At 72.4% G+C, this 20,685-nt stretch carries 20 protein-coding genes and 1 tRNA gene; 10 read left to right on the top strand and 11 right to left on the bottom strand.

Features of this window, described 5'->3' with window-relative positions:
• The first annotated feature begins 202 nt into the window (after window positions 1-202).
• From AB0M99_RS18445 to AB0M99_RS18455, 3 genes are all read left to right on the top strand, one after another.
• Window positions 203-586 carry a hypothetical protein gene (locus tag AB0M99_RS18445; protein ID WP_365921582.1) on the top strand — a complete coding sequence of 128 codons (384 nt, stop codon included), beginning with the start codon at window positions 203-205 and terminating at the stop codon, window positions 584-586.
• A 112-nt stretch (window positions 587-698) separates the two neighbouring features.
• On the top strand, window positions 699-1,178 hold the full coding sequence (locus AB0M99_RS18450; protein WP_365921584.1) for a hypothetical protein: 480 nt from the start codon (window positions 699-701) through the stop codon (window positions 1,176-1,178).
• Window positions 1,178-2,578 carry a hypothetical protein gene (locus AB0M99_RS18455; protein ID WP_365921586.1) on the top strand — a complete coding sequence of 467 codons (1,401 nt, stop codon included), beginning with the start codon at window positions 1,178-1,180 and terminating at the stop codon, window positions 2,576-2,578. Before AB0M99_RS18450 ends, AB0M99_RS18455 begins: the two co-directional genes overlap by 1 nt.
• A gap of 76 nt (window positions 2,579-2,654) precedes the next feature.
• On the opposite strand, the gene AB0M99_RS18460 is transcribed toward AB0M99_RS18455, so the two are convergent.
• Window positions 2,655-2,726, bottom strand: a tRNA-Cys gene (locus AB0M99_RS18460).
• Between the two features lie 617 nt (window positions 2,727-3,343).
• Between AB0M99_RS18460 and AB0M99_RS18465 the strand changes: the two genes are divergently transcribed.
• The 4 genes from AB0M99_RS18465 (at window position 3,344) to AB0M99_RS18480 (ending at window position 7,328) form a co-directional block, all read left to right on the top strand.
• Entirely contained in the window at window positions 3,344-4,816 is a 1,473-nt protein-coding gene (locus AB0M99_RS18465; protein ID WP_365921588.1) for an MFS transporter, read from the top strand.
• A gap of 32 nt (window positions 4,817-4,848) precedes the next feature.
• A complete protein-coding gene (locus AB0M99_RS18470; protein WP_365921590.1) occupies window positions 4,849-5,046 on the top strand; it encodes an Arc family DNA-binding protein in 198 nt (65 codons plus the stop codon).
• Complete coding sequence (locus AB0M99_RS18475) at window positions 5,043-5,414, top strand: type II toxin-antitoxin system death-on-curing family toxin (protein ID WP_365921592.1); 372 nt, start codon at window positions 5,043-5,045, stop codon at window positions 5,412-5,414. The genes AB0M99_RS18470 and AB0M99_RS18475 overlap by 4 nt, the downstream gene beginning before the upstream one ends.
• Before the next feature lie 129 nt (window positions 5,415-5,543).
• Window positions 5,544-7,328, top strand: coding sequence for a DEAD/DEAH box helicase (locus tag AB0M99_RS18480; protein ID WP_365921594.1), 1,785 nt, complete (start codon window positions 5,544-5,546; stop codon window positions 7,326-7,328).
• A gap of 78 nt (window positions 7,329-7,406) precedes the next feature.
• Here the strand turns inward: AB0M99_RS18480 and AB0M99_RS18485 are convergent, their stop codons facing one another.
• The gene (locus AB0M99_RS18485; RefSeq protein ID WP_365921596.1) at window positions 7,407-9,269 is read right to left on the bottom strand and encodes a hypothetical protein; all 1,863 of its coding nucleotides are present in this window, start codon (window positions 9,267-9,269) and stop codon (window positions 7,407-7,409) included.
• Window positions 9,270-9,638: 369 nt separating this feature from the next.
• On the opposite strand from AB0M99_RS18485, the gene AB0M99_RS18490 reads away from it, so the two are divergent.
• Together AB0M99_RS18490 and AB0M99_RS18495 are read left to right on the top strand one after the other, a co-directional pair.
• Window positions 9,639-10,280, top strand: coding sequence for a helix-turn-helix domain-containing protein (locus AB0M99_RS18490; protein ID WP_365921598.1), 642 nt, complete (start codon window positions 9,639-9,641; stop codon window positions 10,278-10,280).
• Between the two features lie 322 nt (window positions 10,281-10,602).
• Window positions 10,603-11,400 carry a S16 family serine protease gene (locus tag AB0M99_RS18495; RefSeq protein ID WP_365921600.1) on the top strand — a complete coding sequence of 266 codons (798 nt, stop codon included), beginning with the start codon at window positions 10,603-10,605 and terminating at the stop codon, window positions 11,398-11,400.
• Here the strand turns inward: AB0M99_RS18495 and AB0M99_RS18500 are convergent.
• From AB0M99_RS18500 to AB0M99_RS18535, 8 genes are all read right to left on the bottom strand, one after another.
• On the bottom strand, window positions 11,330-12,646 hold the full coding sequence (locus tag AB0M99_RS18500; protein ID WP_365921602.1) for an MFS transporter: 1,317 nt from the start codon (window positions 12,644-12,646) through the stop codon (window positions 11,330-11,332). The genes AB0M99_RS18495 and AB0M99_RS18500 overlap by 71 nt on opposite strands.
• A complete protein-coding gene (locus AB0M99_RS18505; protein WP_365921604.1) occupies window positions 12,643-12,855 on the bottom strand; it encodes a hypothetical protein in 213 nt (70 codons plus the stop codon). Before AB0M99_RS18505 ends, AB0M99_RS18500 begins: the two co-directional genes overlap by 4 nt.
• A 30-nt stretch (window positions 12,856-12,885) precedes the next feature.
• Window positions 12,886-13,476, bottom strand: coding sequence for a helix-turn-helix domain-containing protein (locus AB0M99_RS18510; protein WP_365921606.1), 591 nt, complete (start codon window positions 13,474-13,476; stop codon window positions 12,886-12,888).
• 79 nt (window positions 13,477-13,555) lie between these two features.
• Complete coding sequence (locus AB0M99_RS18515) at window positions 13,556-14,533, bottom strand: glycine betaine ABC transporter substrate-binding protein (RefSeq protein ID WP_365921608.1); 978 nt, start codon at window positions 14,531-14,533, stop codon at window positions 13,556-13,558.
• Window positions 14,534-15,403: an ABC transporter permease gene (locus tag AB0M99_RS18520; protein ID WP_365921610.1), complete on the bottom strand. Its 870-nt coding sequence runs from the start codon at window positions 15,401-15,403 to the stop codon at window positions 14,534-14,536. It lies immediately after the preceding gene.
• Window positions 15,400-16,653, bottom strand: coding sequence for a betaine/proline/choline family ABC transporter ATP-binding protein (locus AB0M99_RS18525; protein WP_365921612.1), 1,254 nt, complete (start codon window positions 16,651-16,653; stop codon window positions 15,400-15,402). Before AB0M99_RS18525 ends, AB0M99_RS18520 begins: the two co-directional genes overlap by 4 nt.
• On the bottom strand, window positions 16,646-17,293 hold the full coding sequence (locus AB0M99_RS18530; RefSeq protein ID WP_365921614.1) for an ABC transporter permease: 648 nt from the start codon (window positions 17,291-17,293) through the stop codon (window positions 16,646-16,648). The genes AB0M99_RS18525 and AB0M99_RS18530 overlap by 8 nt, the downstream gene beginning before the upstream one ends.
• Before the next feature lie 36 nt (window positions 17,294-17,329).
• Window positions 17,330-17,806 carry an Lrp/AsnC family transcriptional regulator gene (locus AB0M99_RS18535; protein WP_365921616.1) on the bottom strand — a complete coding sequence of 159 codons (477 nt, stop codon included), beginning with the start codon at window positions 17,804-17,806 and terminating at the stop codon, window positions 17,330-17,332.
• A 130-nt stretch (window positions 17,807-17,936) separates the two neighbouring features.
• On the opposite strand from AB0M99_RS18535, the gene hppD reads away from it, so the two are divergent.
• Entirely contained in the window at window positions 17,937-19,091 is a 1,155-nt protein-coding gene (gene hppD, locus AB0M99_RS18540; protein WP_365921618.1) for a 4-hydroxyphenylpyruvate dioxygenase, read from the top strand.
• 93 nt (window positions 19,092-19,184) lie between these two features.
• On the opposite strand, the gene AB0M99_RS18545 is transcribed toward hppD, so the two are convergent.
• On the bottom strand, window positions 19,185-20,684 hold the full coding sequence (locus tag AB0M99_RS18545; RefSeq protein ID WP_365921620.1) for a hypothetical protein: 1,500 nt from the start codon (window positions 20,682-20,684) through the stop codon (window positions 19,185-19,187).
• Window position 20,685: the final 1 nt, after the last annotated feature.

Raw genomic sequence — 20,685 nt, forward strand, 5'->3', positions numbered from 1 at the left:
GCTGTCACTAGCTGAAGCATGCCCCGAAGGTCTTCTCAATGGGGAGGCCCAGCTAGGGCTCCAACGTGTCACAGGGGCGACGCGCTTCAGGCCTCGAGAGCACGGCGACAACTCCGGCACGGGATGGGTGGCCGGTGTCCTGGCCCGCGGCTACGCGATACGAGGTAGCTCGGGTGGCGGATTGGCCTGTATGGCCACTCCGTTGGACGAAGCGAACCGTCTGCGGGCCAGCGTGGCCTTCGAGATCGAAAGCGAACTCCAGCGCACCTGGGAGCACAGCGAGAGTGGCGAGGGCTACTACTGGGAGTACGACCTGGGGCGCAATGCCCTGGCGTTGTCGCACCAGGCGAGGCTCTTCTTCGACTGTGCGAGCGCTCGGCTGGCAGGGCTCGAAAAGGCAGTGCCGGTCAAGGCGAGCGTGAATGTGTTGAACGGCTCTGAAAAGGACGATCCCGCCCTGCGTGAGGCCAACCTCGCCATGGTCCACTCAGCCGCTTTAGCCATGGCCAAAGAGCTGGGGTGCAAGGGTGGTGGGGGTCTGCCCGCCAAGCTGGTCGTTAAGGAAAAGGCCGCACGGACCAAGTAGAGACATCGCCGCGGGCGTAGTAGAGACGGGGTGTGGGGGCGGGGTAGGCTCGTAGGACGGGCTGAATACGTTCAACTCCGTCGTGTGTGGCCCGGGTTGGGGGAGCGCGGCAATGGGTGTGGATGGGGTGTGGGAGGACTCGCGCTTGGGGCGGGCGCTGCGGAAGGCCGTGCCGCTCGTGGGGGAGGCGGCCGGGCGGCTGTCCGTGGAGTACGAGGAGCTGCGGGGCTACCAGAACCTGGTCGACGAGATGATCGTGCAGATGGAGGGCTCCGCGGCGGCCGCGGCCGGGCACGACGAGCTGCCCAAGGAGGTCCTGGGGCAGGGCTTCGCCGAGGCGGACGTGCTGTTCGCCGCCTCGTCCCGGACGGTCGGCGTGCTGAAGAAGCTGTCGCAGGTGCTGTCCAAGCAGTTGATGGCGCTGTCCTTCGCCGTCGTCTTCTCCAAGAAGGGCTACGAGTCCATGGACGAGGAGACACGGGCCAGGTTCACGGCCATCGCACGGGAGTTGCGGGAGAGCTCCGCGGGCCTGCCGGCCTCGGAGCGCAGGGGGCTCGGGGCGCTGCTGGGGACGCAGGGGGGAGAAGGCTGATGGCGACCGAGTTCGACGGGTACACGCACCAGCAGTTGCTGGCGATGGTCTCCACCGTCGATGCCGAGTCCCTGGAGGGCCGGGCCGCGCAGCTGAAGGCTGCCGCCGAGCTGATCCTGCGGATCGGGGAGGGGCTGAAGACGTACCGCGTCCCGGACTGGGAGGGGGCGGCCTCGGACGCCTTCCACGAGTGGGTCAACGAGACGGGGAACGCCACGCTCCGGCTGGCCGAGTTCGGTGACTTCGGCGGCCTGGTCATGGCCCATGCGGCGGTGGCCATGGCCGTGGCCAAGTCCGCGATGCCGGCCTTCGACGCGAAGGCCGCCGCCCGGGCCGCGGAGAAGGCGGAGGGCTTCGGCTTCGGGCCGTTCCTGGTCGCGGACGCCCGGTCGCGGCTCGACGGGGACCACCGCGAGGCCGTCGAGCAGATGAGGCGGCTGGCGCAGGCGTACGAGATCACGGCGCATCGGCTCAACAGCATGCCCGTGCCGACGTTCCCGCCGCCGCCGGCGGGCATGGTGCCCGGCGAGGAGGGCGGTGCCGGCGGGGCTTCACCGGCCGTCCGGGGCGGCGCGGTGGGCGGCTCCGGGGTACGGGGCGGGGTACTCCCCGAAGAGAGCGGGAGCGGGAGCGGGGGCAAGGTCGAGGGAAGGGCCGAAGGGGAGGCCGAAGGCGACACCGCAGGCGGAGCCCCGGGCAGGGTTTCCGGCGCGGCCCCCGGCGGGCGCGGGGCCCCCGACGGTGACGGGGCTCCCGGTGGCGGGCCCGTCGGCGTCGGGCTCGACCACGTCGAGCTGCCGTCGGCCGGTACGGCGTCCCCCGCGGCCCCGGGCCCGGGCGCGTCGGGCCCGCCGTCGGCGCCCGGGGCGGGTCCCGCGCCCACCGGGCCCGTGGTCCTGCCGCCCGGCGGGGGCGTCATCTCCGGCGGCCGACCGGTACCGGTGTCCACCACCAAGCCCGCGAAGCCGGGTACGGCCCTCCCGCGCGGCACCGTCATAGGCGCCGGCGGCGGTACGGGCGGCGGCGGTACGGCCGGCAGCGCCGCCGGCACGGCCAGGGGCATCCCCGGCGGCCACACCGGGGCCGCACCGGCGGCACGCGGCCCGGTGGCGGGCCGCCCCGGGCCGGTGGCAGGGCGCCCCGGGCCGGAGGCGCGCGGTCCTGCCGGGGGGCGGTCGAGCACGGGGGGCCGGGCGTTCACCGAGGGCGGGTCGGGACTCGTACGCCCACCCGGCGCCGCGGGCACCGCCGCCGGCACGAGCACTCCGCGGCCCGCGGGCCGCGCGGCCAATCCGGAGGAGCGCGCCGAGGCGGAGGGGAGCGGGCGCCCCGATTACCTGGTCGAGGACGAGGAGACCTGGCAGGGCAAGCGGGGTCTCGTCCCGCCGGTGATCGACTGAGCGGAGCCCCGCCAAGAAGGGGGGGACATGGCGAAAGCCGCCCAGGGGAGCGCCGACCCCTGAGCGGCCCGCCGCGAAGCCGTGACCGGAATCGAACCGGCGTAACTCGCTTTGCAGGCGAGTCCCTAAACCACTCGGGCACACGGCTGGGTGGTGGTGCTGTGCAAGACCGTACGGAGCCCCGCGCGGCCCGGGAAGGGATCCGCGGGGGCCGCAACGCGACTGCCATGCCGCGTTCACAGTCCAGCCCGCCGCGACCCGGCCCAGCCCGGCCCGCCGCGACCCGGCCCAGCCCGGCCCGCCGCGACCCGGCCCAGCCCGGCCCGCCGCGACCCGGCCCAGCCCGGCCCGGCGAGGCCCGGCGAGGCCCGGCGAGGTCCGGCGAGGCCCGGCCCGGCGAGGCGCGGCCAGGCGAGGCGCGGCCAGGCGAGGTCCGGTGTGACCCAGCCCGGCCCGGCCCAGTCCAGCGCGGCCGGGCGAGGTCCGGTGTGACCCAGCCCGACTCGGCCCGGCGTGACCCAGCCCAGCACAGCCCAGCCCAGCCCGCCGCGGCCCGGCCCGCCTCGGCCCGCCCCGGCCCGGCGAGACCCGCCCGGCGAGACCCGCCCCAGCGAGACCCGCCCGGCGCGGCCCGGCCCGGCCAGACGCCGCCCAGCGACACCCCGCCCGGCAGGGCCCGGCGCCGGTGGCCTAGGGCTGGAGGACCAGTCGGGATCCGTCGAATTGACAGGGTCGCCGGGCGGGAACGCACCTTACGCTGGGGCGATGAGCGCCCTCGAACCCCGCGTGCCCCAGAGAACCCCGCAGGCCCCGCCCCCGCCGGAGGCCGGGATCCTCGGGGCCGCCTACCGGACGCTCAGCATCGGGATCATCTCCGTCGTCTTCCTCATAGCCTTCGAGGCGACCGCCGTCGGCACGGCCATGCCCGTCGCCGCACGCGAGCTCGACGGGATCGGGCTCTACGCCTTCGCCTTCTCCGCGTACTTCACCACCAGCCTCTTCGGCATGGTCCTGTCAGGGCAGTGGGCCGACCGGCAAGGGCCGCTGCGGCCGCTCACGGTAGGGATCGCGTCCTTCGCCGCCGGACTGGTGCTCGCCGGGACCGCGGGCGCCATGTGGCTCTTCGTCCTCGGCCGCGCCGTGCAGGGCTTCGGCGGCGGGCTGGTCATCGTCGCCCTGTACGTCGTGGTCAGCCGGGCCTACGAGGAGCGGCTGCGCCCCGCGATCATGGCGGCCTTCGCCGCGAGCTGGGTGGTGCCCTCGATCGTCGGTCCACTGGCCTCCGGGACCGTGACCGAGCACCTCGGGTGGCGCTGGGTGTTCCTCGGCATCCCGGCCCTCGTCGTCGTGCCCCTCGTCGTCGCGCTGCCCGCGATACGGCGGACCGCCTCCGGGCCGGTGGACACGGGCGGCGGGCCCGTCGCCTTCGACCGGCGGCGGATCCGGCTGGCGTTCGGGATCTCGGTGGGCGCGGGGCTGCTCCAGTACGCCGCCCAGGACCTGCGGTGGCTCTCGCTGCTGCCCGGCGCCGTGGGCGCGGCCCTGCTGGTGCCCGCGGTGCTGGGGCTGCTGCCGCGCGGTACCTACCTGGCCCGGCGCGGGTTGCCGTCCGTGGTCCTGCTGCGCGGGGTGGCCGCGGGGTCGTTCATCGCCGCGGAGAGCTTCGTGCCGCTGATGCTGGTCACCCAGCGGGGGCTCAGTCCGACGATGGCCGGGTTCTCGCTCGCGCTGGGCGGGCTGACCTGGGCGGGCGGGTCGTGGGTGCAGTCGAAGGGGCGGATGGCCCCGTACCGCGAGCGGCTGATGGTGGCCGGCATGGTGCTGGTGGCCGTCGCCATCGCGGCGGCGCCGGCCGTGCTCATCGAGTCCGTGCCCGTGTGGACCCTCGCGATGGCCTGGGCCGTCGGCTGCCTCGGCATGGGGCTGGTGATCGGCTCCACGAGCGTGCTGCTGCTCAAGCTGTCGGCGCCGGAGGAGGCGGGGGCGAACTCGGCCGCGCTGCAGATCTCGGACGCCCTGGCCAACGTGGTGCTGCTGGCGGCCGGCGGTGCGGCGTTCGCCGCGCTGGGCGGGGGCGCGGTGGGGGCCGCGCACACGGTGTCCGCCGACGGGGGTGCCTCGCACCCCGCGGCCTTCGTGGTGGTCTTCCTGCCGATGGCGTGCGTCGCGCTGGTCGGGGCCTGGGTCGCCACGCGACTGGATGTGCGCGCGCCGGAGTCTGCCGGGAAAGCCGGCTGACACCGAGCGGTACCACGCGGTACCGTTGTCTCATGGCTGGTCTCAACGTCAGGTTCACCGAAGAAGAGCTGGATGCCCTGCGCGAGCGCGCCGAGGCGGAGGGCCGCAGCATGCAGTCCTTCGCGCACGAGGCGGTGATCAAGGCTGTAAACGAACACTCCCGGCTGTTCAACGAGGCGGCAGAGCACGTGCTGAAGGTCAGCGGTGAGCTGAACCGGAGGCTTGCGTGACCCGCTACCTGACGCTGCCCGAGGTGCTCAACCTCGCGGAGCGGCTCGGGACCAGCGAGGTCCGTGACTACGGGCTGCTCGACTCGGCGCTGGCGCGCCCCCAGTCGAGCGTGTTCGGGCAGGACGCCTACCCGGACATCTGGGAGAAGGCTGCCGCCCTCATGGAGTCGCTCGCACGCAACCACGGCCTGGTGGACGGGAACAAGCGCATCGCCTGGTACGCCGCCTGGGTCTTCCTGCACATGAACGGCCACCCGCTGGATGCCGACTTCGACGTGGACGAGGCCGAGCAGTTCGTGTTGGACGTATGCCAGGGTGCGTTGGACGTGCCCAAGATCGCTGCGCAGTTGCCGAGGTTCGCGCGCTGAAGTCGGCCGTGTGACGCTCGCCGCACCCGCCGAGGTCACGGGCCTGTCCCTCCGCGGAGGGCGGGCCCGGGCCGGTAAGGTGGCCCGGTTGTCCTACGTACGACTGCCGAGAGCGACGAACCGGAGACCGTGACTACTACCGCCTCCCACCACCTCTCACCCGCCTTCCCCGGCCGTGCGCCCTGGGGTACCGCCAGCGCCCTGCGAGCTTGGCAGCAGGGTGCGCTGGACCGGTACTTGGAGACCCAGCCGCGCGACTTCCTCGCCGTCGCCACCCCCGGCGCCGGCAAGACGACCTTCGCGCTGACGCTCGCGTCATGGCTGCTGCACCACCACGTGGTCCAGCAGGTGACCGTCGTCGCGCCGACCGAGCACCTCAAGAAGCAGTGGGCGGAAGCCGCCGCCCGGATAGGCATCCGGCTCGACCCCGAGTATTCGGCGGGCCCGCTGAGCAAGGACTACCACGGGGTCGCCGTCACGTACGCGGGTGTGGGCGTACGGCCGATGCTGCACCGCAACCGGTGCGAGCAGCGCAAGACCCTCGTGATCCTCGACGAGATCCACCACGCGGGCGACTCCAAGTCGTGGGGCGAGGCCTGCCTGGAGGCCTTCGACCCGGCGACCCGGCGCCTGGCCCTGACCGGCACCCCCTTCCGGTCCGACACCAACCCGATCCCCTTCGTCGCGTACGAGGAGGGGAACGACGGGATCCGGCGGTCCTCCGCCGACTACACCTACGGCTACGGCAACGCGCTCGGCGACGGCGTCGTGCGGCCGGTCATCTTCCTCTCCTACAGCGGCAACATGCGCTGGCGCACCAAGGCGGGCGACGAGATCGCCGCCCGGCTCGGCGAGCCGATGACCAAGGACGCCATCTCGCAGGCCTGGCGCACCGCGCTGGACCCGCGCGGCGACTGGATGCCGAACGTGCTGCGCGCCGCCGACCAGCGGCTGACCGAGGTGCGCAAGGGCATCCCGGACGCGGGCGGGCTGGTCATCGCCTCCGACCAGGACTCGGCGCGCGCGTACGCCAAACTGCTCCGCGAGATCACCGGGACCAAGGCGACCGTCGTCCTGTCCGACGACACGGGCGCCTCGAAGCGGATCGACGAGTTCAGCGCGGACGGCAGCCGCTGGATGGTCGCGGTCCGCATGGTGTCGGAGGGCGTCGACGTGCCGCGGCTCGCGGTGGGCGTGTACGCGACGACGATCTCGACCCCGCTGTTCTTCGCGCAGGCCGTGGGGCGCTTCGTGCGTTCGCGCAGGCGCGGCGAGACCGCGTCCGTGTTCCTTCCGACGATCCCCTACCTGCTCGGCTTCGCGAACGAGATGGAGGTCGAGCGCGACCACGTGCTCGACAAGCCGAAGAAGCAGGGCGAGGAAGACCCGTACGCCGAGTCCGAGAAGGAGATGGACGAGGCGAACAAGCAGGAGGACGAGGACACCGGCGAGGACGAGCAGATGTCCTTCGAGGCGCTGGAGTCCGACGCCGTCTTCGACCGGGTGCTGTACGACGGCGCCGAGTTCGGCATGCAGGCGCACCCGGGCAGCGAGGAGGAGCAGGACTACCTCGGCATCCCGGGCCTGCTGGAGCCGGACCAGGTCCAGATGCTCCTGCAGAAGCGGCAGTCGCGGCAGATCGCGCACAGCCGGCGCAAGCCGGACTCGGAGGCCGACCTGCTGGAGCTGCCGGCCGACCGGCGGCCGGTGGTCTCGCACAAGGAGCTGCTGGAGCTGCGGAAGTCGCTGAACACGATGGTGGGCGCGTACGTCCACCAGAGCGGCAAGCCGCACGGGGTGATCCACACCGAGCTGCGCCGGGTGTGCGGGGGACCGCCGAGCGCGGAGGCGACGGCCGGGCAGCTGCGCGAGCGGATCAAGAAGGTCCAGGAGTGGGCCACCCGCATGCGGTGACGCCTCCCGACTGGGGTGCGGTGGAATGCGGACGGGGTCCGTGCGGTGTGCCGCACGGACCCCGTCGCGTCGGTGCCGTTACGCGGTCGGGCGCCTGCGGCGGCCGGTGCCCGCGACCAGGGCCGCGCCCATGGCGACGGCCACTGCGGCGCCGCCGAGGGCCCAGGTGGTGGCCGGGTCGGCGCCGGTGGCGGCGAGCTGCCCGCTTTGCCCGCCCTGCCCGCCCTGCCCGCCCTGCCCGCCGGTGGCGGGGGTCGTGGCCGTGGTGCCGGTGTTGACGACCGGCTGGGAGCCGCCGTTGGGGTTCGGGGTGTTGCCCGTGCTGCCGCCGGTGTTGCCGCCGGTCTGGCCGCCCGTGCCCGTGCTGCCGCCGGTGTTGCCGCCGGTCTGGCCGCCCGTGCCCGTGCCGCCGCCGGTGTTGCCGCCGGTCTGGCCGCCGTTACCCGTGCTCGCCGCGACGATGGTGGTCGTGGCGGTGTCCGTACGAGACGAGACGAACTCGTTCGTGGCTTCCTTCAGCACGTACCCGTCGAACGACAGGTGGAACGCGCCGGGAGCGGTGTCGCCGGTGAAGCGGATGCGCAGCTCGACCGAGGCCTTGGCGCCGGACTTGAGGGAGACCCTGCCGATGTCACCGCCCATGACCTCCTCGGAGCCGCCGAGCTCGATGTCGTACCAGCCGTAGGCGCCACGGGCCTGGAGCTGGACCTGCGAGGTGGTGACCCAGGGGCCCTCGCCCATGCCGCGGCCCATGTGGGTGGACAGCAGGAAGTTCTCGACGTCACCGCGACCGGCGTTGTCGAGGTGCAGCGTGAGGTTCTGCCAGTCCGCCCCGGCCTGGAAGCCCGACGCCGGGATTCCCTCGAAGGCCATCCGGGGACCCTCGACCTGGGCGGCCTCGTCCGAGCCGATGACCTGCGAGTAGTAGGTCGCCGTGTCGGAGACGGCACCGCCGTGGTGCGGGTTGCCTGCGCCCACGAGGCTCAGGCTGATGGGGGTGCCGGGGGTGTCCCCCGCGAACAGGACGTGGAAGACCAGGTCCCGCTTCTCGCCTGCGGCGTACTCGCTGCCGTAGTCGAGGATCCGGAGCTTGCCATTCTCCTCGGTGACCTCCACGGGGTGCCAGTAGGACCGGCCGTCGACGGTGGTGGCGAGGAACTCCACCTTGACCTGGTCGGCCCGGAGGCGCTCCGCGCCCTCCGTGACCAGGTCGACGCCGACGCGGTATTCGCCGGTTCCGGCGCGCCCGGAGTTGTCCACCTTCACCGTGAGGTTGCGCCAGACGTCATCACCGGCCCGGAAGCCCTGGTGAGGCAGCCCGTCGAGGCTGAGCTTCGGCCCCGTGGCGGTCTGCTCGCCCTCGCCGGCCCGCGTGATCCTCGATTCGTAGGACGCGGTGAGGGAGTCGACGGAGGTGTGGTTGGTGCCGGTGAACCGGATACGGAACGGGGCGGCGGCCGCGTCCGCGGCCACCCGCACCCGCACCTGGATGTCGACGGCCTTGTCCTGCTGGACGGAGACGTCGGCCAGGCTGAAGGTCGCGCCCATCGGGCCGGGGCCGGCCTCCCGAATCGCGGGCTTCCACACGCCCGCAACGCGCTGCTCGACCTCGATGTGGGTGCCCTTGATCGGGCGCTCGGTGCCGGAGAAGTCGAGCCCGAGGAAGTAGCCCGGCACCTGCGCCTTGCCAGTGTTGTCCACGCGCAGGCTGAGCTCGGTCCAATCGCCCCCGGCCGTGAACCCGTCCTTCGGCAGGCCACCGAGCGACAGCTTCGGTCCGCTGTACGGGTCCGCCTCGGGCGCGGCGTCGCCCTTCGGCTCCGCGTCCGGCGTGGTGACCGCCGTGTTCTTCGCCTCGTCGGCCATCGCGGGCGTGGCCATCAGGACCGTAGGGCCGACTACGGCTGCGGCGGCCACGACGGCCATGCGCTTGAGCTTCATGTGCTTCTTTCGTCCATGCGGCCCGTGCGCGGTTCGCGCGCGTGGGCCACCCCCCAGTGGTTCATTTTTGAACGTGATCAGACTAAGGCAGCGTTGTGATGCCGTTGGGACCGGAGAGGTCACGAATTGACACCACGGGGAGCGCCGAACCCGCATAAACCGGCAGCAGGCGCCCGGATTCTGGACGAGCTCTTCCGCTGAGCGAACCCGCTCGCTACTGTCCCCGCATCGAACGCACCGTGGCAGCGCCGCCGCGGGAGCGCAGCCGGTGCCATGGCCGCTACCGGCGGCCTCTCCGTGCGTCGCCGAGGGACCGGCGGCGTTCCACCCAGAGAGTCACCGCCGCCCACCGAAAGAGGGAGAGGCGTCGTGACCGCGGAAACCTCCCAGACTCTCGACAGAGGACTCAGGGTCCTCAAACTGCTCGCCGACACCGACCACGGTCTGACCGTCACCGAGCTCTCCAACCGCCTCGGTGTGAACCGCACCGTGGTCTACCGCCTGTTGGCCACCCTCGAACAGCACGCCCTGGTCCGCCGTGACCTCGGCGGCCGGGCCCGCGTCGGCCTCGGCGTGCTGCGCCTGGGCCGCCAGGTGCACCCACTGGTCCGCGAGGCGGCACTGCCGGCGCTGCGGTCTCTGGCCGAGGACATAGGCGCCACCGCGCACCTGACCCTCGTGGACGGCACCGAGGCGCTGGCCGTGGCGGTCGTGGAGCCGACCTGGACGGATTACCACGTCGCCTACCGGGCCGGCTTCCGCCACCCGCTGGACCGCGGGGCGGCCGGCCGCGCCATCCTGGCCGCGCGTTCGGGCGCGCTGATCGAGCCCGGGTACACGCTCACCCACGGGGAGCTGGAGGCGGGCGCCAGTGGCGCTGCCGCGCCGCTCGTGGGGATCACCGGGCTGGAGGGCAGCGTCGGCGTCGTCATGCTGGCCGATGCCGTGCCGGAGCGGGTGGGCCCGAGGGTCGTGGACGCGGCGCGCGAGGTCGCCGACGCCCTTCGCTAGCCACGCGGCGGTGGGGTTCCCGCGGTGCGGGTGCGCTGCCGGGCGCGGCGCCGCTGCGGGGGCTCCGCCCCCGGGCCCCCGCGCCTCAAACGCCGGCGGGGCTGATCTTCGGCCCTACGCGGCCCTGCGCGGCTGAGTTCGGCGCGCGGGGCCTGGATCGGCGCGCGGGGCCAGGGTCGGCATGCGGGGCCAGGGTCGGCATGCGGGGCCAGGGTCGGCATGCGGCGCCAGGGTCGGCATGCGGCGCCAGGGACGGCATGCGCGGCCGAGTTCGGGCCGTGGGTGCCGACGCGGCAGCGAGGCGGCCCGATAGATTGGCCGGGTGCTCACTCGCCTCACACGTCTGCCGCGTCCCGCCGCCCTGGCCGTCTGCGCCGTTCCCGTGGCCGGGCTGTTCGCCGCCGCCGCGTTCGCGCCGCTGCCCTTCGTGATCGCCCAGCCGGGCCTCACGGCCGACGTACTGGGTTCCCGTGACGGCAAGGAGGTCATCGTCGTCAGCGGCGCGCCCACCCGGCCGACCACCGGCCAGCTCCGGATGACCACGATCCAGGCCACGGGCCCCTCCACCTCGGTCCGCCTGGGCGAACTCGTCGGCAAGTGGTTCGACACGACCCGGGCCGTCATGCCCCGGGAGGCCGTGTACCCCTCGGGCGGAAGCGACGAGGAGATCGAGAAGCACAACCTGGAGGAGATGACCAAGTCCCAGTCGACGGCCGCCGCGGCCGCGCTCGGATACCTCCACAAGGACCCGAAGGACGTCAAGGTCGAGCTCAACCTCGCCGACGTCGGAGGCCCCAGTGCCGGGCTCCTCTTCTCCCTCGGCATCGTCGACAAGCTCGACGGCAACGGCAGCGGCGGCGACCTCACCGGCGGCCGCAGCATCGCCGGTACGGGCACCATCACCGCGGACGGCAAGGTCGGCGCGGTCGGCGGCGTGGCCCTGAAGACTCAGGCCGCGCAGCGCGACGGGGCGAGCGTGTTCCTCGTACCGGAGGCGGAGTGTTCGGACGCGCAGTCCGAACTCCCCGAGGGCCTGCGGCTGATCCCCGTCACGACGCTGTCGGGTGCGGTGAACGCTCTTCGGGCGCTGCAGAAGGGCGAGCCGGCTCCGTCCTGCTGACGGGCACGGCGCCCGCCGGCGGCCCGGGCGGGGCCTCCATCGAGCGCCAGGCCGGGAACCCCAGCGGTGTGAGCGTGGCCAGCAGGTACGCGCCGCCGAAGAGCAGCAGCGCCGGCCCGGCCCCGTACCCGTCGACCAGCAGGCCCGCCGCGAGCCCGCCCAGCGGCATGGTCAGCTCGCAGCCCGCGGTGCTCACGCCGGAGACGCGGCTGCGCAGGGAGTCCGGCACCCGCTCGTAGATCACGGTGGTCAGGATCGGGTTGAGCACGCCCGCGCCGAGCCCGGATAGCGCCATGGTGACGGCCAGCGGCAGCGGGGTGTCGGTGAAGGCGGCCACGGCGAACCGCGGGGCCCCGCACACCAGGAAGGCCGCCGCGAAGACCGTCCTACGGGGGAACCGCTCGCCCCACGCTCCGTAGAGCAGGGCCCCCAGCAGGGCGAAGCCGCCGAACAGCGAGATCATCAGCCCGAGGGCCGCCGGACCCCCGAGGGCCTCCCGGCCGTGGACGGGCAGCAGCACCGAGGACCAGCCCTGGTCCAGGCCGTTGGTCACCATCACCATCAGGGTGATGCCCAGGAGCAGGCGCTGACGGGTCAGGAAGGCCCAGCCCTCAGCCAGTTCCGCCCGGTAGCCCGCGAACGACGCTTTCTCCGCGGCCCGTTGGGGCTCGGCGGCGGGCACCCCGCGCAGGAATGCGGCGACCAGCAGGGCCGAGACGCCGAAGGTGGCCGCGTCGAGCAGCAGCACCACCTCGGAACCGAACGCCGCGATCAGTACGCCGGCCAGCGCGGCCCCGAGCATGCGGGCCCCGCGCGAGACGGAGTCGTACAGGCTGGCGGCGCGGGCGACGGTGGTGCCGGCGTGCTCGGCGAGGTCGGGCAGCAGGACGTAGCGGGCGGTCAGGCCGGGGGTGTGCACGAGGCCGCCGGCGGCCATCAGGGCGCACAGCATCCAGAACTCCAGCAGGCCCGCGTAGTGCAGCAGGGGGATCACGGCGACCGCCAGGCCGCAGATCAGGTCGGAGGCCGCCGAGACCCGGCGGCGGCCGATCCGGTCGATGACCGGCCCGCCGACGAGCGCGGCCACGATGACGGGCAGGGTGGCGCAGAAGGCGACGATCCCGGCCCGTCCGGCGCTGCCCGTGGTCTGGAGCACGAACCACGGAACGCCGATGAGGGTGAGCGAACTACCGGCTGTGGAGATGGTGTTGGCGGCCAGGACCGCGGTGAAGGGGCGCCTGCTCATGTCGTGCGCTGGTGGATCCGGGCGTGGACGTGGGCCGGCTGCATCAGGCGGATCCCGGCGGCGACCAGGACTTCGCCGAGCCGGTCGCGCAGGGCGGGGGCGGTGGGGGCGGTGGGGGCGCTCTTGTGCGCGAGGTGCCACTCGGCGGCCTCGGCGGCGAGTTCCGCGGTGCGGGCGGCGTGTATGCGGATGTGGGTGAAGGCGTGCACGGCAGGACTCCTTCTGGGAAAGGGTGAGGGCTATTCGCCGTTGCGGCGGGGGAAGGCGTGCGTGTGGACGCGTACCGTCTCCGCACCCTCGGCGGGCGGCAGGTCGCGGTAGCTGTTGATCAACTCGTGCATCCTGTGGATCAGTTCAAAGCTCTGCTCGGCCGACAGGCGCAGCGTGTAGTCGCTCATGTCGGTGGAACGCCGCCACTCCTTGGGCCAGTTGACGGCGTCGCCGAGCCAGGCGTTCGTCTCCTGTGCGTGGATCGTCGCGATCTCCTGGAGGAGGACGTCGGCGGCCCCGCGCGTCTCGGGGTTCTCGTCGTACATCAGCGACTCGTCGAACCGCGTGCCGTCGTGGATGGCCTTCCACCACCGCTCGCGGCCCTTGCCGTGCTCGGGCGCGTCCTCGACGAACCCGTGGGCGGCGAGCTGGCGCAGGTGGTAGCTGGTGGACCCGCTGGACTCGCCGAACCGCTCCCCGAGCTGCGAGGCGGTGGCCGGGCCGTCGCGGCGCAGGGCGGCGAGGAGCCGGATGCGCAGGGGGTGGGCGAGGCCGCGCAGGGAGCGCGCGTCCAGCGTCCGGACCTCGGGGCTCGGGTTTTCGGCGTTCTTCTCGGGCATGCCTCAACAGTAGAGTTGCAAAGACTTCTCTGCAAGGGTTTCTTTGCAACGTCTTCTTTGGAACTCTGGCCGGGGTCTGTCAGCCCGCCTTGATGAGGCCCTCCTCGACCAGCCACTCCTTCGCCACCTCGTGCGGATCGTGCCCCTCCACGTCCACCTCCGCGTTGAGCTGCTGCGCCACCTCGGTCGTGAGCCGCTCGGTCAGCGGGGCCAACAGCTCGGCGATCACCGGGTACTTCGCCAGCGTCTTCGCGTTGATCTCGGGCGCCGCGTTGTAGTTGGGGAAGAAGTGCAGGTCGTCGGTGAGCGTGTCCAGATCCATGGCCTTGATCCGGCCGTCGGTGGTGAAGGCCTCGCCCAGCAGGCAGGAATCGGACTTGGACACCTGCGTGTAGATGATCCCGGCGTCCATCTTCCTGACGTTGCCCGGCGGGATCTTCATCCCGTACGCCTTCTCCATGCCCGGCAGCCCGTCCTCGCGCGAGGCGAACTCGTTCTCCACGCAGACCGTCACCGCCCCCGGGTCCTCCCGCGCCAGCTTCGCCACGTCCGACATGGTCTTCAGGCCGTACTTCGCGTTGTTCTTCTTGCTGATGGCGAGGGTGTAGGTGTTGTTGAGCGCGGACTGCGGCAGCCAGGCGACCCCGTTCCGCACGTCCCCCTCGCGCACCGCCTTCCACTGCGCCACCGGGTCGTCGACCGGCTCCGCGTTGCCCTGGTAGGTGATCCAGGCCGTTCCGGTGTACTCGTACATGGCGTCCGCGTCGCCCTGGACGATCGCCTCGCGCGCACTGATCGAGCCGGGCAGGTTGGTGCGGTCGAGGACCTCCGCGCCGGCGGCCTTGAAGATCAGGCCGATCATCTGGCCCAGCACGATGTTCTCGCTGAAGTTCTTCGAGGTGACCGTGAGGGATGCGCCCTTGAGCGGCCGCCCCTGGCCGACGGAGCCCGGCGCGACGTCGTCCACCAGCGGGGACCCGCTCTTGAGCCCGCAGCCCGCGAGCGTCAGCAGTGCCACCGCGCCCCCCAGGGCCGCCCGCAGCGGGAGGGTGCGCATCTACGCCTCCAGCCCGCGCGGGGTCAGGACCGTCTCGGCCAGTGAGGCCAGCCAGTCCACGAACAGGGCGAGCGCCACCGTCAGCACCGAGCCCAGCACCAGCACCGGCATCCGCTGCGTCTGGATCCCGGAGGTGATCAGGTCGCCCAGGCCCCCGCCGCCGCCGAAGGTGGCCAGGGCCGCGGTGCCGACGTTGAGCACCAGGGCCGTCCGTACGCCCGCCAGGATCAGCGGGACGGCCAGCGGCAGTTCCACCTTGAGCAGCGTCCCCGGGGACGACATGCCGATCCCGCGCGCCGCCTCCACCAGCTGGGGGTCGATGGCCCGCAGCCCCGCGACCGTGTTGGACAGCACGGGCAGCACGGCGTACGCGACCATGCCGATGATCGCGGTCGAGGGGCCGATGCCGAGCCAGATGACGAGCAGGGCCAGCAGCCCGATGGCGGGCGTGGCCTGGCCGATGTTGGCGACCGCCGTGACCAGCGGGGCGGCCCTGCGCAGCGCCCCGCGGGTGAGGGCGATGCCCAGCGGGATCGCGATGACCAGCACCCAGAAGGTGGAGATGGCGGTGAGCCGGACGTGCTGCCACAGCCGCAGCTGCACGTTGCCGTCGGCGAGGGAGTTCTCGGCGATCGTGTCGAGGGTGGTGTTCTCGATCCAGAGGTACGTGGCCAGCAGCACCAGCGCCAGTACGCAGGGCAGTACGGCCAGCTTGCGCCAGGTGATCCGGCGCGGCGGCGGGGGAGGGGCCGGTGCCTCCCCGGCCTCGACCAGTTCGTCGTCGCGGAAGGCGAGGTCCCGGAAGGCGCGGCCCTTGACCTCGTGCTCGCCGGGCGGGCGCCCGGGGGTGGCGGGCCTGTCGGTGCTCACGGGGTTCCCGCACCGCCCTCCAGCTCCTGTTCGGTGCGGTGGTGGCGCAGTTCCTCCAGGTCGTGCTGGTGCTCGGCGGCCGTCAGCCGGTCCGCCTCCAGCATCTCGTGCACCGAGTTCATGAGGGTCTCCATGTCCACGACGCCGATGTACTCGCCGCGCCGGCCGGTGACGGCGACCCGGCCGCCGCTGTCGGTGAGGACGGCCTCCAGGGCGTCGTGCAGGGTCGCGTCCCGGGTCACCGTGTCGTGTACGAGCTGTCCGGCGCGGGCGAGCGAGCCCTTGGCGCGCATCAGGTCGCCGCGGCGCAGCCACTTGTACGGGCGGCCCCGCCGGTCCAGCATCAGCAGCTCGTTGGTGGCGCCGTCGCGCAGGGTGTTGAAGATCTGCTGGAGCGGGTCGTCCACCGACACGGTCGGGAACTCGGCGATCTCCACGTCCCGTACGCGGGTGAGGTTGAGCCGCTTGAGGGCCGCGCCGGCGCCGACGAAGCCGGAGACGAAGTCGTCGGTGGGGTTGGTGAGGATCGCCTCGGGGGTGTCGAACTGCGCGATGTGCGAGCGCTCGCGCAGCACCGCGATGCGGTCGCCGAGCTTGATGGCCTCGTCGAAGTCGTGGGTGACGAAGACGATCGTCTTGTGCAGCTCGTGCTGGAGCCGGATCAGCTCGTCCTGGAGGTGGTCCCGGGTGATCGGGTCCACGGCGCCGAACGGCTCGTCCATCAGCAGGACGGGCGGGTCGGCGGCCAGCGCCCGGGCCACGCCCACACGCTGCTGCTGGCCGCCGGAGAGCTGGCGCGGGTAGCGGCCGTGGAACTCGCGCGGGTCCAGTCCGACCAGGTCGAGCATCTCCTCCACCCGGTCCTTCACCCGCGACTTCGACCAGCCGGTCATCTTCGGGACGAGGGCGATGTTCTCGGCGACCGTCATGTGCGGGAAGAGCCCGGAGGACTGGATCGCGTACCCGATCTTGCGGCGCAGCTTGACAGGGTCCATGTCGGTGACGTCCTCGTCGCCGATGCGGATCCGGCCGGAGGTGGGCTCGATCAGCCGGTTGATCATCTTCAGGGTGGTGGACTTCCCGCATCCGGAGGGGCCGACGAAGACGACCGTCTCGCCCGCCTTGATCTCCATCGAGACGTCGTCGACGGAGGGGTTGGGGTTGCCCGGGTAGCGCTTGGTGAGGTTCTCCAGCTGGATGGTCGCGCCGGAGGCGCTCCCCGGACTGCCGGTGTCGGCGGGCTCAGGCACGGATCCCCCTCGGGATGGTGAGACGGCCGAGCAGGACGTACGCGGCGTCGAAGAGCAGGGCGAGGACGACGATGCCGAGCGTGCCCGCCAGGACCTGGTTGATGGCGTTGGCGCTGCCGAGCGAGGCGATCCCGCGGAAGATCTCGTTGCCGAGGCCGGGCCCGGAGGCGTACGCGGCGATGGCGGCGATGCCCATCAGCATCTGGGTGGAGACCCGGATGCCGGTCAGGATCGGCGGCCAGGCGAGCGGCAGCTCCACCCTGAGCAGCCGGGCGGTGCGGGACATCCCGATGCCCTTGGCCGCGTCGACCAGGGCCGGGTCCACCCCGCGCAGGCCCACGATGGAGTTGCGGACCACCGGCAGCAGCCCGTACAGCGTCAGGGCGATCACGGTGGGTGCGACGCCGAGCCCGACCAGCGGGATCAGCAGGCCGATCAGGGCGAGGGAGGGGACGGTCAGCACCGTGGAGGTGGCGGTGACGGCGAGGTTCCCGGCCCAGCCGCTGCGGTAGGTGAGGACGCCGATGGCGATGCCGAGCACGGTCGCGATCACCATGCACTGGAAGACGGCGCTGGCGTGCTGGAAGGCGTCGGTCAGGAGCTGCTGGTGGCGGTTGGACAGGTACGTCCAGAAACTCACGTCTGGTCACCTCGTCCTGTGCCGGGCCGCCTCGGATCAGCGGCTGTCGTCCTCGGCCGCCTGTTCGACCAGTGGGATGATCCGCAAGGGTACGGGATTCTCCATGACAATCGCTGTCGAAGCCCGAACAATCCCATCAAATGCGACAACGCGGTCGATCACCCGCTGGAGGTCGGCGTTGGACCGCGCCACGAGCCGGCACAGCATGTCCCCGTGCCCGGTGGTGGTGTGCAGCTCCAGCACCTCCGGCACCCCGTCCAAGTGCGCCCGTACGTCCGCCCCTTGCCCCTGTTTGATCTCCAGCGTGGCGAAGGCGGTCACCGGATACCCGAGGGCGGCCGGGTCGACCTGCGGGCCGAAACCCCGGATGACTCCATTCGACTGAAGCCGGTCCAGGCGGGCCTGCACGGTGCCGCGGGCCACCCCCAGCCGGCGCGAGGCCTCCAGGACGCCGATCCGGGGTTCGCGCGCGAGCAGGACGATGAGCCGGCCGTCGAGATCGTCGATGCCCATGGGTGTCTCCCGGCCTCGGGGGTGGTCATAGTGCACAGATGTTTCAGCAATCCTCCGGTAACACTGGGCATCCTGTACAGGAGAAATGGAAACTATTGCGCAGCTTGTGGATCGGCGGGACTCTGCGCTCATGACTGAGTCTCTGGCGAACCTCGAAACCACTCCGCACACCGCGCGTGAGGCTGACCCCTTCCCGGTGAAGGGCATGGACGCCGTCGTCTTCGCCGTGGGCAATGCCAAGCAGGCCGCGCACTTCTACTCCACCGCCTTCGGCATGAAGCTCGTGGCGTACTCCGGACCGGAGAACGGCGTCCGCGAGACGGCGAGCTACGTCCTGACCAACGGCTCCGCGCGCTTCGTGCTGACCTCGGTCATCAAGGTGGCGACCGACCACGGCCGCTTCCTCGCCGAGCACGTCGCGGACCACGGCGACGGCGTCATCGACCTCGCGATCGAGGTCCCGGACGCGCGGGCGGCGTACGCGTACGCCGTGGAGCACGGCGCCCGCGGCCTGGACGAGCCGTACGAGGTCAAGGACGAGCACGGCACGGTCGTACTGGCCGCCATCGCCACCTACGGCCAGACCCGCCACACGCTGGTCGAGCGCCGCGACTACACCGGCCCGTACCTGCCCGGCTTCGTCGCCGTCGACCCGATGGTCGAGCCCCCGGCCAAGCGCACCTTCCAGGCCATCGACCACTGCGTGGGCAACGTCGAGCTCGGCCGGATGAACGAGTGGGTCGCGTTCTACAACAAGGTCATGGGCTTCACGAACATGAAGGAGTTCGTGGGCGACGACATCGCGACCGAGTACTCGGCCCTGATGTCCAAGGTCGTCGCGGACGGCACCCTCAAAGTGAAGTTCCCGATCAACGAGCCGGCGATCGCGAAGAAGAAGTCGCAGATCGACGAGTACCTGGAGTTCTACGGCGGCGCGGGCGTCCAGCACATCGCGCTGGCCACGAACGACATCGTCGCCACGGTGCGCGCCATGCGCGCCGCGGGCGTGACGTTCCTGGACACCCCGGACTCCTACTACGACACCCTCGGCGAGTGGGCCGGCGAGACCCGGGTGCCGGTCGAGACCCTGCGCGAGCTGAAGATCCTCGTCGACCGCGACGAGGACGGCTACCTGCTGCAGATCTTCACGAAGCCGGTCCAGGACCGGCCGACGGTCTTCTTCGAGATGATCGAGCGCCACGGCTCCATGGGCTTCGGCAAGGGCAACTTCAAGGCCCTGTTCGAGGCGATCGAGCGCGAGCAGGAGAAGCGCGGCAACCTCTGAGGCTGCGGGCTGCGGGCTGCGGGCTGCGGGCTGCGGGTCCGCGGGGCCGGAAGGGCGCACAGCGCCGTTCCGGCCCCGCCGGCGTTCTCGGCGCTAGCGGCCCGTCGGCTTCGGCTTCGGGGCCGCCGCGGGCTTCGGCTTGGGCTTCGGGCGGGCCATCGGGAGGTCCGGCGCCACCCACGGAGTGGTCGGCTGCATGTTCTCCGGGCCCCCCGGCGGCGGCTGGCCGATCGAGGCGAGGGCCTCCTTCGCCGACCGCGACCGCACCGGCGAGAAGCCCGGGTTCGTCCGCATCGTCTCCTGCAAGTGCCGCCGCGCCGCCGCCTCGTCGCCCAGCCCGCGCTCGATCATGGCCCGGTGGTAGGAGAAGTCGGCCAGCCGCAGCCCGAGTTCGGTCGCCTTCTTCGCGTACTCCAGCGCGGCCGCGTCGTTCCCCGACTTGTGCAGCGCCCAGCCCAGCGCGTCCGCCACCTGCGCGCTCTTGTGCCGCGACCACTCCGCCGACAGGCGCCGCACGGCCGCCGCCGGGTCCTTGTGGTCCGCCTCGTACAGGCCGAGGACCACCTCCTCGTTCACCCCGTTCGTGCTGCCCCGCGCGGCCAGCACGCTCAGCGCGTCGTACGGGACCTTCGCCTCGTCCGCCCGGCCCAGCGACTCCAGCAGCTCGCCCAGCTCCAGCGCCAGCTGCGGCACCGGTGTGCGCCCCAGCGCCATCCGGTAGTCCCGTACCGCCTCCCCGCCCCGCCCCAGCGCCGCCAGCGCGCGCGCCCGGCCGCCCAGGGCCTCCGCCTGCGCCGGATCGGTGCGCAGCGCGCCCTCGTACTGCCGCAGCGCCTCCGCGGCCTCGCCGCGCTCCCAGGCCAGCTCGCCGAGGCGGAACAGCACGTACGCCTTCTCCGCCGGAGCCTTCGCGGCGCCCGCCGCGTGCTCCATGGCCATCGTCGCGTCCTCGCGCCAGCCGCGGTCCCGGTAGACCTGCGAGGCCCTGATGAACGCCGCCAGCCCCGGCCGCAGGTCCACCACCCGTTCCATCGCCTTCTCGGCCGCCTTGTAGTCCCCGAGCCCGGTGTACGCGTCCACGAGCACCGGGTACGCCGTCCACCGCCGCGGCGCCTGGGCCCGTACGAGCTCGCCCCACTTGCGCCCGGTCCCGTAGTCCCGCCGGGCGTTGGCCAGCGCGCCCATGCCCGTCATCGCGTCGAAGTTGCCCTTCTCCGCGGGGCGCAGCTCCAGCGAGCGCTTCAGCGCCTTCTCCGCCTTCGGGTACCAGCCCGGGTCCGCCGTCCGCCGCGCCTGCTCCAGGTACGCGGACCCGAGCACCGCCCACGACGCGTCGTCCTGCGCGTGCCCCGCGACCCACTTCTCCCGGTCCGCGACCAGGGCCGTCAGGTCCACCGCCGCGGCGGGCGCACCCATTCCGACCGCCGCCGCGGCGCGTTCGCTGGGTCCGGGCGGGCGCGCGTCGTCGTTCGTCCGGGCCGGCCGGATCAGCAGGGCGCCGGCGATCAGGGTCACCGCGACCGCGGCCGCCACGAGCGTCTTGCGGCCGGTGAAGGTCACGGGCGGGGCCGACTGCTGCGATTCCTCGTCCATG

The sequence above is a fragment of the Streptomyces sp. NPDC051183 genome, from assembly GCF_040682455.1.
Taxonomy (GTDB): Bacteria; Actinomycetota; Actinomycetes; order Streptomycetales; family Streptomycetaceae; genus Streptomyces.

Excerpts from the sequence above, each read along its gene's own strand:
- AB0M99_RS18535 (WP_365921616.1), bottom strand. The coding sequence starts at position 17,806 with ATGGGCATCGACGATCTCGACGGCCGGCTCATCGTCCTGCTCGCGCGC.
- AB0M99_RS18510 (WP_365921606.1), bottom strand. The coding sequence starts at position 13,476 with ATGCCCGAGAAGAACGCCGAAAACCCGAGCCCCGAGGTCCGGACGCTG.
- AB0M99_RS18500 (WP_365921602.1), bottom strand. The coding sequence starts at position 12,646 with ATGAGCAGGCGCCCCTTCACCGCGGTCCTGGCCGCCAACACCATCTCC.
- AB0M99_RS18485 (WP_365921596.1), bottom strand. The coding sequence starts at position 9,269 with ATGAAGCTCAAGCGCATGGCCGTCGTGGCCGCCGCAGCCGTAGTCGGC.
- AB0M99_RS18545 (WP_365921620.1), bottom strand. The coding sequence starts at position 20,684 with ATGGACGAGGAATCGCAGCAGTCGGCCCCGCCCGTGACCTTCACCGGC.
- AB0M99_RS18515 (WP_365921608.1), bottom strand. The coding sequence starts at position 14,533 with ATGCGCACCCTCCCGCTGCGGGCGGCCCTGGGGGGCGCGGTGGCACTG.
- hppD (WP_365921618.1), top strand. The coding sequence starts at position 17,937 with ATGACTGAGTCTCTGGCGAACCTCGAAACCACTCCGCACACCGCGCGT.
- AB0M99_RS18465 (WP_365921588.1), top strand. The coding sequence starts at position 3,344 with ATGAGCGCCCTCGAACCCCGCGTGCCCCAGAGAACCCCGCAGGCCCCG.
- AB0M99_RS18450 (WP_365921584.1), top strand. The coding sequence starts at position 699 with ATGGGTGTGGATGGGGTGTGGGAGGACTCGCGCTTGGGGCGGGCGCTG.
- AB0M99_RS18455 (WP_365921586.1), top strand. The coding sequence starts at position 1,178 with ATGGCGACCGAGTTCGACGGGTACACGCACCAGCAGTTGCTGGCGATG.
- AB0M99_RS18470 (WP_365921590.1), top strand. The coding sequence starts at position 4,849 with ATGGCTGGTCTCAACGTCAGGTTCACCGAAGAAGAGCTGGATGCCCTG.